Source organism: Bacillus sp. FSL R7-0685 (assembly GCF_038002425.1).
Classification (GTDB): Bacteria; Bacillota; Bacilli; order Bacillales; family Bacillaceae; genus Bacillus; species Bacillus subtilis.
Genome location: NZ_JBBOCN010000001.1, coordinates 1778802 through 1793272, shown reverse-complemented (window position 1 = coordinate 1793272; position 14471 = coordinate 1778802). Strand labels below are relative to the sequence as shown.

General features: G+C 46.4%; 1 protein-coding gene (only partly in view). It reads right to left on the bottom strand.

Annotated elements, in window-relative coordinates; translation table 11 throughout:
• Positions 1–14471: the 5' portion of a polyketide synthase PksJ gene (pksJ, locus tag MKY50_RS09345; RefSeq protein WP_341116536.1), read on the bottom strand. The gene continues 661 nt to the left of window position 1, outside the view; 14471 of the gene's 15132 nt are visible here — the first part of the coding sequence; the start codon lies at positions 14469–14471; its stop codon lies off the left edge, out of view.

Genomic DNA, 14471 nt, shown 5'->3' with positions numbered 1-14471 from the left:
TCTTCCAGCGCCTGTTTTACCGTTTTTAGCATGACCATTCCGACGCCTTCACCTAACACAACTCCGTCAGCACGCTCATCAAACACATGGAAGGATGAATGCTTGCTTAAAATGCCGCGCCGGTCAAACAGCCTGTGAGAGGCATCTGAGCTCAGTAAGCTGACACCGCCGACTATGGCGGATTGAATATCTCCGCCACGCAGCGCCTGAATGGCCATATTCATGCCGACCAAAGCTGACGAGCATGCGGTGTCAACTACAACACTCGGGCCGCGGACATCAAAAAATTGTGAAAGATTAGCCGCTAAATAATTTTGGCCGACTGTCACGATCGGATTCTTGGCATGATCAAGGCTGTCTTCATCAGGTTTGTGCTGGCTTCTGCCTCCGATATAAACACCGACGGGCTTGCCCTTTATTTCCTCAGGTGTATAACCGGCGTGATACAAGAGCTTCAGACACTCTTCCAACACGAGCAGTGCTTGCGGATCCATCGCCCTTACGTCTTCTTCGTGAAGCAAAAAGAAATAAGGATCAAAATAGCTGACGCCATCTATCACGCCGGCATAATATGGCGTCTTACAGCCCCAACGCTCTGCCGGAATCGGGCCGATTGACGAACGCCCCTCGGATAGTAACGACCAATATGACTCCAATGTCTCTGCCCCAGGGAATCGGCAAGAGAGTCCGACAACGGCAATACCTTCTGCATGAGAGTCCGGTGACAAAATCGCTGGCGCCTGAATCTGAGGTGTAAGAGCTCGATCCTTCGCAGAAACAGATGCCTCCGCCTCTATTTTGTTCTCCAAAGGTGCTGATGCATCCGATATCCTGCCTCCGAATAAAGCGGACAGCCTTTCGGAATAAGAACCGATCAGCCAATCTGCGAACCTTTGAATTGTTGGGTATTCATATAGAATCGATGGATCGAGCGCTGCCTCTAATTTGCGGTTTATACGCTGGAGCACCTGTGCCAAAATGATCGAATCCACGCCATAATCCTGAAACAACCCGTCAATCTCGAAGTCTTCACGATCTATTCTCAGCTCTTCGGTAAACAGATCAACAAGCCAGGACTGTGTTTCAGATAATAATCCATCACATTTGGAAACTTCATCGGCCTCTTCAATGTCTCTGGCTGGCGGGCTCTGTAAAGCAGCTTCCTGCAAACCGCCCTCATGCGGTTTCCTCCTCTTCATCAGCAGTTCCGGCTCCCAGTTTGTTTGATTCGCCATTGCAGGGAGAACAACCGGTCCGAACATTTTCGATACAATTTGATCTAGAAAACGTAAGCCTTCTGAATTCGTAATGCTCAACAAGCCGCTGTCCCGATACGCTTGATTTGTCACTTCACCCATACCGGTTTCTTTCCAGTTCGGCCACTGAACACTGATGATCGGCACATGTTTCTGATGTGCTTCTGCAAAATAATCCATATAGCTATTGGCCATCGCATAGTCAGCTTGTCCCGCCGAAAGCTCCGGAATAATGGCTGAAACAGAAGAAAATAAGACAAAAAACTGTAAAGGCTCGTTACACACATGGCGATATAACGTTGTAAGACCTGACACCTTAGGTTCCAGCACCCGCTGGATATCATCTGAAGTTTTTCGGATAAATGCCAGCGTATCCATATCCGTCAGACCTGCACAATGAATGACACCGCCAATCGGTCCTAATGTTCGCTTGATATGTTGCAGCGTTTGCTCAACCTGAGCATCATCAGATAACGTCAGCGACAGCATCTCCACCTGTACACCCTTCGCTTCCAGCTCCCTCACTGCCTGGATTTTCTCTGCCAATGATGTGTTTGATGTCTTAAAACGCGCCCACTCCTCTCGCGGAGGAAGCTGTTCTCGTCCGGTCAGCACCAGTTTTTCCACTCCATAGCACTCTGCAAAATGACGGGCGCATAATAGTCCGATGCCTCGTGTGCCGCCTGTAATGAGAAGCACATGATCTTTCGGGAAGACCGCGCTCTGTTCCGTGGCCTTACCTGTTTCCGGATGAACTTTTAGAAAAGCTTGATACCGTAAACCATCTCTGTAGCAAACCTCGGCATCATGAGAATCGGAATAAAACTCATCAGCGATCAACTTCGCGAGACGGCGATGATCAGTAACCTCCTCAGCATCCATATGCCTTGATATAAGATGGCTGTACTCGCATTGGAGCATTCGATACAACCCAGCCCGTGAGGCGCCAGCCATCCGGACAGATGTGTTTTGAAACGATTCGAGCCCCTTCGTCACACAAAGCAGCCTGAGCCCCTCTTTATGCCCGAATTCAACCAGTCTTTGCACCCATTCAATCCAATCCAGCCGGCCCTCATCATCCTTACCGCATCCGATGACATCCACTAGGCCGTCAAACTCTTTCCAATCAATGTCTGACTGATCATTTTCTATCCGGCTCACATCTATTAAGAGATGATTCGGAAAATACGAAGACACTTCTGCTGCTAAATCTGCTGTCTCTTGATTGCTCAAAATGGCAACAGTTCTTGTCCCCGGCACTGCTGAGCCAATTGGACTCAAACTCCATTGTTTCGTCAAAAAGCATGCGGCGCGATCTTCAATCGCATTAACCAGTTCTTTTTTGTCTCTTTCTGAATGTTCCTTTGCCGGCACCCAATAGTGATCCTTCGCAAACGGATATGAAGGGAGGCTGATCAGGCGCGGTTTGGTCTCTCCGTATAATGTGTTCCACTGGATTGAGACCCCTTTGACCCATAAATCAGCAAGTTTGGCGTATTTTCTTTTTCTGATCCAAGCATCAAGTGCCAACGCCATATCTTCATCCGCTGTAAAAATAGTCTGGGTCTCTTTATTTCGATGAGACTGTCCCCGGAAAAATTCGTCTGTTTCTTCCTTACCGTCAACAAACGCCTGCAGTTTCTCTTCAAGTTCCTGCATCGTCCCCGCAACACACGCCAGACGCTCATCCATTTCTTCGCGCCCGACTTGCAGGGTGTAAGCGATGCGGTGCAAATCCTGATCTGTATATTTTTTATTGCGAATCGCCTCAAGCAATTGCGAAGCACGATCTATCAGCCTGCTTTTATTTTTAGCCGACAGCACAATCACGTTTGGCTGTTCTGTAGCCGTGTGTTCTGAATTGGCTTTTGGCATATATTCTTCAATCACAATATGCGCGTTCACTCCGCCAATCCCAAACGAACTGATTCCGGCACGGCGCGGAAGCTCGTTTCCGTCACGATCTGTGACAGACTTCCATTCCTGTTTTTCTTGAACGATGTAAAACGGACTGTCAGTCAGCTGAAGATAAGGATTAAGCGTCTCGCAATGCAGGCTTTTCACTAACGTTTTATGCTTCATTTGCAAAAGCACTTTGATCAAACCGGAAATACCTGCTGCTAGCTCTAAATGACCGATATTGCTTTTAACTGAGCCGATGCCGCAACGGTGATCCGGAACATCCGGCTGGCTCTCGCCTCTCATATTGGATAGTTCCTTAAACGCGGCTTTCAGCCCATTTATTTCAATCGGATCGCCCAATTCCGTCCCTGTTCCATGTGCTTCGATATATGTGACAGTGCTTGGATCTATGCCTGCTTGGCGATATGCACGCACCAACAAATCAGCTTGTGCTTTCGGATTAGGCGATGTCAGGGTATTGGCTCTTCCGCCGTGATTTTCCGCTGTCCCCCGAATAACGCCGTAAATATGATTTCCGTCGCGCTCGGCATCTTCCAGCTTTTTCAACATGACCATTCCGACCCCTTCGCCTCTGACATAGCCATTCGCATCGGCGGAGAAGGTTTTACACCTGCCGTCTTTGCTGAGCATCCCCGCCTTGCTGTAGCTAATATGCGCCTCCTCGGTTAAGATCGTATTCACGCCTCCAGCGATCGCCATCTCACAATCACCGTTTTGCATCGCAGTCACAGCACGGTGAATGGCTACAAGAGAGCTGGAACAAGCCGTCTCTACTGGTTCGCTCGGACCATGAATATTTAAAAAATAACTCATTCTATTCGGGCCTACCGAAGGAATCATATGACCTGTAGCAGCATGGCCTTCAATTGGAAGATTCGCTCTATGGAATAGATCTTTATAACCGGTGTTTCCCGTACCGATAAAGATACCGGTCCCTGTACCCGAAAGGCTTTGCGGCGGGCAACCCGCATCTTCCAATGCCTTCCACACGTATGTCATTAACAAGCGCTGCTGAGGGTCTACATAATCAGCTTCTCGCGGCGAAATACCAAAAAACAACGGATCAAACTCTGCGACACCATCAATAAACCCGCCCCATTTGATGTCGGTTTTATTGACGTCAGTGTCTGGGTTTCCATAATGCTCCCGCCAATCCCATCGATCTTTTGGAACTTCTGTGATGCTGTCTTTTCCTTCTTCTAGGTTTTTCCAAAATTCATCTATATCCATAGCGCCAGGGAATCGGCCGCTGATGCCGACAATTGCAACCGGCTCAAAATCGGCAGCCTGCTTTTTGTTTCTTTCTGCTTTTGCAATAACAGGCTGTGTAAAGCGGCGCTTTCTACGTGATGTGATTTTCGGCGCTTCAGGGGATTTTGTCTGTAACTCTTCCTGCCCCTCTGGTTTTTCGCGCTCCTGAACCAGGGTGTCCTCATGTTCAGCAGTCAAATACTCAGCCAGGCTTTGGATACTTCCATATTCAAAGAAAATGGTCGGCGTTAGCTCCAACTGAAATTCTTCGTTAATCTTGTTTGTAAAGACCGTAAATGTAACGGAATCAAATCCGTATTCACTCAGCTCTGTATTGACATCAATATCTTCACTATTTACTTTTAAAATTGCACTGACCATGTTGCTTAATGATGCCTCCAGGCTGTTTAAACTGTGCAATGAGTTTGTTCTTTCATCTATGCCTTTAGCAGTAGCATCTTGATTCCATTCGCCCTGATACGCAGCAACTACATATTCAGCCAGGCTTTGGACGCTGCCATATTCAAAGAAAATGGTCGGTGTTAGCTCCAACTGAAATTTTTCGTTGATCTTGTTTGTAAAGACAGTGAATGTAACTGAGTCGAATCCGTACTCACTCAGCTCTGTGTTGACATCGATATCGTCAGTGTTTACTTTCAAAATTGCGCCAACCATTTGGATTAAGGCTGCTTCCAATTTTCTAGTTTGTCCTTGATCCTGATCCGCCTTTCTCTGATCGTTCCGCTTGGCTTTCGATCCTGCGGAAAGCAGTTTTTGTTTCATTTTCTGAAGCTGTCCTTCCATCACAAAAACTTGCGGCTTATCAGATGCTATCCCCTGATAAAATGCTTTCAAGCCACTATCTGTCGGCATCGGGACCATTCCCGTCGTTTTCAGCATTCTCTTTTCATCTTCAGCGCCGACTTGCATACCGCCTTCTTCCCATAACGGCCAATTGAAGGAAATGGTGGAGCCGAATCTCTTTTTTGATGCCGCAAGAGAACGGCGGTATTCAGCAAATGCATCCATAAACGAATTGGCTGCCGCATAATCGGCTTGTCCAGCGTTTCCTAAACATCCCGAAACAGATGAGAAGAAAATGAAAAAGTCCAATGGGAAATTCTTGCTGCATTCGTCTACATGTAACAACCCGCTCACTTTTGGCTGCAACACTTCTTGAAACTCTTCATTCGTTTTATGAATGATGAAGTGATCTTTAATGCTGCCTGCACCGTGAATAATTCCATTGAGAGTGCCATATCTTTCTTTGATTTCCTCAAAAAGATGACGAACCGCATGCTGATCACTTACATCAGCCTCCCGATAGACAACCTCCGCTCCGATGCTTCGAAGAGCCTCCAGTTCGTTTTCCTTATCCTCACTTAAAACAGATCGTCCCGTCAGCACAATAGTAGACCGGCCAGTTCGATTGGCAATTTCCTTTGCAAACAGAAGGCCTAAGCTTCCTGCTCCGCCTGTGATTAGATAAACGCCTTCGTCTCTCCACGGCATGTGAAGCGTATCAGCTGAAGGAAGCACCATTTCCCTCCAGCCTTTCACAAAACGGTGTCCAGCCTCATATCGAATCTGTTTGTCAAATGGTCTCCGGCTGTCGTCTTTCAGCTTGAGGTGAAGGTCTATCATCTCTTCAGGTTTCTCAATTTCGATGACCTGAGCAGTCAGTTTGCTGAACTCTATTTCTGCTGTTTTAAACAGACCGGAAACGCCGGCAAACAATTGCTTCTCTTTTTCCAGCGGAACAATCGCTTGAATGATGATATGGCCTGCAGAAAGCTCACGGACCTTGCTTTGCAGGAGTTCAAAAATGTTCTGCATGTAACATTGATAACGTTCAGCAATATGTCCTACAGCTTCGTTTAGAGTAATCACACGGGCATCTTTCATGTGGGAGGCAATGCTGTCTGTGACACTTCGTTCAGTTTCGAAGAGAACAATGATATGCTCCGTGTACGAAAGATCTTCGTCCTCTCGTTCTTCATTCTGTTTTTCCCACACTGGTTCAAGCATTAAGCGTTCGTGCCGTGTTGAAGGCTTTGAAGTATGAACCTCCCCTTCTAATACTCTCGTTGAAAATCCTTTGATCCTGACACATACGCTTCCACTCTCGTCAATGACATCGATATCCGCTTTCTGAACAACCCCTCCGGAGTGATCGCTGTCACTTAAGCGGGCATAAGCCCACATAGAAGAAGAACACCCTTTGATCACTTCAAGCTCCTCAAGCGCAAATGGCAAAATCAGCTTTTGATCCGTCAATTCCTGCATGATACATATTGTTGCTGTCTGCAAGGCGGAGTCCATGATACTTGGGTGCAGCACAAACTGTTCATTCGTTCCAGAAACGATTTCTGGAAGCTGCAGCTGCGCCAAAACCTCTCTGTTTCCTATATTCACATTCTTAATTCCTTGAAAGGCCGGACCATGGAACATTCCTCTGCTTCTGCCTTCTTCGTAAAATTGATCAGGCGACATCTTTCCTTTGCCGCAGCGGCGTGACATTTCAGTGAGATCTGCGACTGGCGTTTCGGCGGCAGATGCCAGCTCCGCACTGCCTTGACTATGAATAACAGGGTCGTCCCCGTCTTCCTGTGTACTGTAAATATCAAAGGTGATTTTTCCATCTTCTTCAGGAAAGAGACTGATATCCACTTGAGCTGAATGTCTGTCAACCACAACAGGCTGAACCCAGACTGTATGATTCAATCTGATTCTGACATCTTGGCCAATTTCACTTCCTGCCGACTGGTTTATAGCTGCGTACGCCATTTCAAGGTACGCAACACCAGGAAGCACAGGCTTTCCTCTTACCACATGGTCTCTCAGGAAGAATTCTTCACCAGTGAAAACCGAACTGAATTTCTGTTCAGAAAAATCAGATGTATTCTGATGAAGCAATGGATGAATAGAGCCGATCCCTGTCTGATTTCCGGATATCTGCGCCACCGGTTTGCGGTCATCCTGCGACGGCCAGTATCGTTCCTTTGCAAATGGATAAGTCGGCAGACTCATTCTGTTTGGGCGCTCTCCCTTGTAAAGCTGCATCCAATCTATATGCGCTCCCTTGCTCCACATTTCTGCAAGCTTGTTTACTTTTCCTTTGGCCATCCACTTACGTATGAGTTCAGCGCTGTCCTCATCCTCCGTCAGCCATGAAACCTCTCTAGCATTGTGCTTACTTCCTTGAAAACAGCCTTCAATCGCTGTATTTCCATTGATAAAATCTGTGAGCCTCTGTTTTAACTCATTTACATGATCGGCAATAAAGACAACGCGATGCTCCATCGCTTCGCGCCCCACCTGAAGGGTATACGCAAAATCAGGCAGCTGGCTGTTCTCAAGCCCTCTTCTTTCTAAATAGGCCAGAATGTCTTCTGCATACTCTTGCAGCCTCTCTTTATTTTTCGCCGAGATCGGGACGATGCAGGTTCCGTCTATCTTTCCCTTATCTGAATCCCTTTTGAATTGTTCAAAAATGGCATGGGTATTTGTCCCGCCAAGCCCGAACGAGCTAAGTGCAGCCCTGTGCGTTTTGATCTCACGGCTTAACGTTTTCTTTTGATCGACGACATAAAAAGGAGAGCTGGCTAAGTCTGTATTTGGATTCGGCTCCTTATAATTGATACTCGGTGCAAGCTCTTGATGATAAAGACTCATCACAACCTTAATGCAGCCCGCAAGACCGGCGGCTGTATCTAAATGTCCGATATTGGTTTTCACCGACCCAATGCCGCAAAATTGCGTTTTATTTGTATATTGCCTGTAAACGTTTGTTAAAGCCGCAAGCTCGATCGGGTCCCCCAGCTTCGTTCCGGTCCCGTGTGCTTCTACATAGCAGATGGATTCAGGATGTATCTTCGTTTGATTCATGACCTGTTGGACCACGTCAGCCTGGCCTTTAACGCTTGGAGCATAAAAGCCGACTTTGTCAGCGCCGTCGTTATTTACACCAATGCCTCTCAGCAAGGCATAGATATGATCCCCGTCCTTTACAGCATCAGCTGCTTTTTTCAGCAATACAACAGCAACGCCCTCACCGCCTATCATTCCGTCAGCTGAAGCGTCAAAAGCTTTAATATGTCCATCACTCGAAAAGTTCAGCCCAGGCTGATGCACATATCCGATATTTGACTCAGTATGCAGCGTTGCACCGCCAACTAAAGCATAATCAGATTCAGCCGACAGCAGGCTTTTATAGGCAGAATGCAATCCAATCAGAGAGGATGAGCAGTTGGCATGAACGAAATAGCTTGGCCCTCTCAGCCCGAGCTTATGAGAAATCATTGTCGGAATCGTCCCGCTCTGTGCAAGCACCCACGAAACATAGCCGTCCGGCGTCTCCAGGCTCTCTGTTGTATCTGACGGTAACAGCGCGCGATAAGAATTATTGCTTGCCGACATAAAAACACTGGTTTGCGGAATCTGTCCCGCAGCATAACCGGCATCTTCTATTGCTTTCCATGAATGAGTCAGCAGCATCCGAAGCTGAGGGTCCATAAATTCAGCGTCTTTAGGAGAGATTTGAAAGAAGCTTGGATCAAATCTGTCTTTCCCATCAATTGAAGCTTTAGCAGGGACATAGTCGGCATTCTCCGCTATCTCCTTTGAAATGCCAAAGCGCTGAAGCTCTTCTTTATTGAAAAACGCAATACTTTCCTTGCCGTCTCTGAGGTTCTCCCAAAATTCATCATGATTTTTTGCCCCTGGAAATTCACACGATATGCCAATAATCGCCACACTATCGTCATAATAGTCCGGGAGATCACTCATCTCGGTAGACTGATCTTCTATATGAGCTGGCGGGTCTGTCGGCATATGGTCACTTGCATTGCCCATTCGCTGTTCAGTGATGTACTGGCTGATATTTTTAATCGTTGAATACTCAAACAGGTCTGTGACAGAAAACTCACAGGATAGTTCATGTTTGATGCGATCAGCCACAGTGACCGCGAGAAGCGAATCCCCGCCCACATCGAAAAATCCGTCATCCCATTCAATGTCACTCGTTTTCAGCACTTCCTGCCAAATGGTAAAAACAGTATCCTGAATGTTCTTAGGAGAGGTCTGCCTTTGCTTTAGCTGCTCCCCTGATAAATCGATATTCTTAAGGCTGTTTCTATCTATCTTTCCATTCGGAGTTAACGGCATATGATCAAGCTGAATAAAATAAGAAGGCACCATATAGGCAGGCAAAGCATTTTTCACAAAATGACGCAGCTCTCTCGCTGTGAGAGAAGCATTTGCATGTTTAGCTGTATAATAGGCAGCCAGGTTATCCATATCTGCGACCACAACGCATTCCAGAATGCCGCGATGCTCACTAAGCCTGCTTTCAATGTCACCAAGTTCAATACGGAATCCGCGGATTTTTACTTGATTATCGATGCGGCCTATATATTCAATTCGCCCTCCCGGAAGCCAGCGGGCCATGTCTCCCGTTCTATAAAGCTTAGACCCAGGCTCAAAAGGGTTGTCAATGAATCTCGAGTCCGTTAATTCTTCCTTTTTGTAGTAGCCCTTCGCCACACCGTCTCCTGCAATGCACAGCTCACCCGGGACACCTGCCGGCACTGGCGCGAGCTGAGAATCCGTAATATAGATTTGTGTATTGGCGATTGGCCTTCCTATCGTGGCATGAGAGCATTCATCGTTAATGCGCTGAACCGCTGACCAGATAGTTGTTTCGGTTGGCCCGAACATATTCCAGGCTTCGCTGCCCGTATGCAGGAAATATCGTTTTAATGTCTCAGGCAATGCTTCGCCTCCGCATAAAATTTTCACGCTCTCTTCATTTTCCCAGCCTGAATAAAAGAGCATCTTCCACGTAGCGGGGGTTGCCTGCATCACTGTCGGTTTGACCGTGCGGATGTCCCGTTTCAGTTTTTCAACGTCTTTTGTATGCTCCGTTTGACAAATATAGCAGTGTGCGCCCTTTATTAAAGGCAAAAATAATTCCAGAGCTGCGATATCAAAACAGTAGGTTGTGACAGCAAGCATTTTATCCTCTGCCGTAAGACCTGGTGTTTCCCCCATCGAAACGAGAAAGTTTGTCAAAGCTTTATGCGGTATCATGACACCTTTTGGCTTTCCTGTGCTGCCGGATGTATAAATGACATATGCCAAGTTCTCTGGCGTGACAGTGCGTGTAAGCACTTTTCGATCAGAGGCTGTTTGAGCAATTTCATCCCAATCTTGATCTAAAAGAGCTGTTGTGACACCGTTCCAACTCAACGTATTTACTAATTCCGATGTCGTCAGTGTAATGAAAACTTCACTGTCCTCAAGCATGTATTCTAATCGTTCAGCCGGATAGGACGGGTCTAGCGGCACATACGCTCCCCCAGCCTTGAGGATCGCTAATAAACCCACTAGCATGTCCAGCGATCGATCCACATAGATCCCCGCCAGACGGTCAGGACCCACTCCATGCGCCTGCAAATAAATGGCCAGCTGTGTGCTTTTCTCATCAAGCTCCCGATACGTTAATGTTTGACCTTCATAGCTGACAGCCGCTCTACCAGGCGTCTTTTTCGCCTGCTGCTCAAACAACTCATGAAAAGTTATATATGGATACGTTTTTCCTGTGGCGTTCCATGTTTTGAGAATCATCTGCTTCTCTGCCTCAGGTAATAAAGAATACTCTTTTAAAGGCTGAGAAGGATTCAACATCGCCTGCTCTGTTACATAAACAAAATGGTCGAACATGGCGGATATAGAAGCCGCATCAAACAGCCCAGTATTGTACTTGATGTTCAGCTCCATTTTTTCTTCTGTTTCCCACAGTTCAAATACTAATTCGTATTCGCCCTCTTGGTGAATATACTCAACGTAATCGACAGAAAAGAAGTCAGCATAGCGGCTCAGCAAGCTTTGATAGCTTCCGGATTGAAGAAAATTCTGATAGAAAAAAGCGGTTTGAAATACCGGTGAACCTGCTTGACTGCGAGGAATATTCAGATCCCTCACCATTTTTGGAAAAGGATATGCTGCATGATCAAGCCCATCCAATATCGTTAATTGCAATTTTGATATAAAGCTAGAAAAAGTGTCTGCCGGGTTCAGCTCACTCCGAATCGGGAGCATATTGAGAAAATGTCCAATGGCATCATCAAATCTTTCTTCCGGCCTCACCATGGCCGGCATGCCGACGATCTGTTCCTTTTGGCCGGTGTAACGGCCAAGCAGCATCATATAGCAGCTTAAGAATACCGTCGTGACATTTACAGAATGCTCTTTCGCAAACGTTCTGACCTGATTCATGAAGCCGCTGGACAGCCGCCTGGTGTATGTATCCTCTCTAAACTCAGAATCGACTGAACTTGCGCAGACATTAGGCAGCTGAAGATTCGGCAAAGTTCCCGATAGCTGTTTCTGCCAATATGTACGGTGCTTCACACCGTCTTTGCCGGCAAGCATGTTTTTCTCCCATGCCGCAAAATCATGATAAATAGCAGGAGAAACAGCTTTTTCCGGCTGCTGTCCTTTTAAAAGAAGCTGATAGGTATCAAACAGACTGCGTATAAATGTGACAGACGAAACTCCGTCAAAAATCAAATGGTGAATGACAACTAATAAAAAATGCTCTTGTTCAGATCTGGAAAAGCTCATGACACGCACTAACGGGCTGTTTTCCTTTACATACGGTTCCTTTACTTTCTTTCTAAGAAAAGCAGGAATATCAGACTCTTTCATACTTGAGATATTTTCTGTCTTGATTTCAATTGAAAGTGCTGGCTCATTTTTAAGAAATGGCACTCCGTCTTTCTCTTGGATGACGTGCTTTAAGATTGGGTGCTGATTCAATACAAGGCCAAAAGCCTGCTGGAATGTTTCATGGTGAAGCCCTGACGAAAATTTAAAACAGAGAGGTACGTGATATGCACTTTTTTCGGGTGACATTTTTTGCAATGTCCATAATCCTTTTTGAACCTCAGAGAGAGGCTGAAAAGTTGCCTGACTCCTTTCCGGTTCGGTTTTATATGTGTCCGTGCCCTTTTTGTCAGCAGACGAGCTGCTGAGGTCTTCATGTTCTGATAGATAGCTGGCTAAGCGTTCAATTGTAGGATATTGATGTATCTCTCTGGCTGTTAGTTTGATATGGTAGTTTTTCTCGATCGATCGAATGAGCTTCATCATCTTAATAGAATTCACACCAAGACTTTGGATATTTGCATTTGGCTCCACCCAATCGCGGGAAACATGCAGCTCCTCAGTCAAACAGGTGAGCAGATGCTCCTGTATTTCTTCCCTTACTCTTTTCACATGGTCTGCTTGCTGCATCTCCTCATCCTGGACCGCATCGTTCATCCGATTGGGTTTATGTAGCAAGTGGTCGAACTCTCCATTTTCAAATGAAGTTTTTAGCTGGGTGCGCTGGATCTTTCCAATAGCCGTTTTTGGAATCTCTTCTTTTTGTACAGGCAGCAAATATTCCGGGGTGACTCCGATCACCTGTGAGACATGGGATTGTATGTTTCTAAGAAGCTGAGACATCTGCTCATCATTTAATTTTGCGGAAGTAACAAAGAAGATAGCCAGCTGATCTGTTGAATTCTGGCCCAGACGGACAGCGCAAGCAGCAGTATAAGAAGTTTCAATTTCAGATAATTCTTCAACTGCAGACTCAATTGCATGACTGTAATAATTAATGCCGTTAATGATAATTGCATCTTTCGTACGGCCTGTTATGGTTAAGTGCCCGTTTCGCAAAAAGCCAAGATCTCCGGTTTCAAACCAGCCGTCTTCTGTAAACACACTCTCATTCAAATCAGGCCGCTGGTAATAACCGCTAGTAACAGAAAGACCCGAGACTTGAAAACGGCCGATCTCACCCTCTTCAACCAATTCATTATGGTCATTCACAATTCTCATAGAGAAGCCGGGGATTGGAGAGCCTATTTCAACAAAATGATCATCATCACTTGTTCCAGCCCGGGTAAATTCATGAGAAAAAATAACGCCCGATGAAGTTTCGGACATTCCCCAGGCAGGTCGGATGGCGTCAGCAGGCAGTCCATGTGGTTCTAAAAGCTCAAGTATTCTGCGCCCTACCTTGGCTACCATTGCTTCACCGCCATTGAGCATGTATCGCATTGAAGACAGATCCCATTTCTTATCTTTTATTTCTTCTGCAAAATCAGTAACCAGACCAAACGCAAAATTCGGCGCCCACGTAACAGAAGCTCGGTAATGATCAATCCAATCCAGCCATTTCAACGGCTCCATTAAGATCGTTTCGCTTGAGACGTTAATTTCCTGACAGCCAAGATAAACATCCCGCAAATGCAGCATTCCGATCCCTCCGACATGGTCAAACGGCATCCAGTTAAACGTAATATCCTCTCTGGTGAAGCCTTGCATTTGAATAATCCCTTTCACCATGCTCATAATGTTACGATGATTAAGCATAACTGCTTTGGGCGTTCCCGTACTGCCTGAAGTCAGCAATAAAAGCGCTAAGTCTTCAGGACTGGATTGATGCCAATCTGTGTCCGCTTCAGCGCTGAGCAGATCCTCTACAATAATTGCCCTGAACCCTTCAAGCCCTTGTTCTTTTGCCCAATCGAGCATTTCCTGATGCATCCCCCGGTCCGTAATCACCGCTGGCTTATCAAGAAGCGTCCATGCGTCTTTCAGCTTTTGAGTGCCGCTGCTCGATTCAGCATACGTTGGCGGAACGGCTAATGGAGCCGGAACAACCCCTGTTAACACACACCCCCAGAACGCAGGGAGAAGCTGTGAATTGTCACCAAGCTGCAAAATCACGCTTTGTTTTGCTTTCAGGCCTGATTGGCGAAGCCCCTTCACAATGCGCAGTCCATCATCCCATAGTCGTCTGTATGATTGGTAAACTTCAGTTCCATCCGACTGCAAATAAATGATTCCCTTTGTATCCCCAAGCTCCGCCGCCGTTCTGTATAAAACTTCAGGTATTGTTGCCGGCTGCTTTTCAGATATATGTAAAGGCTCACCATGACTGACAGAAGGATTAGCTAATATGCGGATATTATCATTATTTCTCAT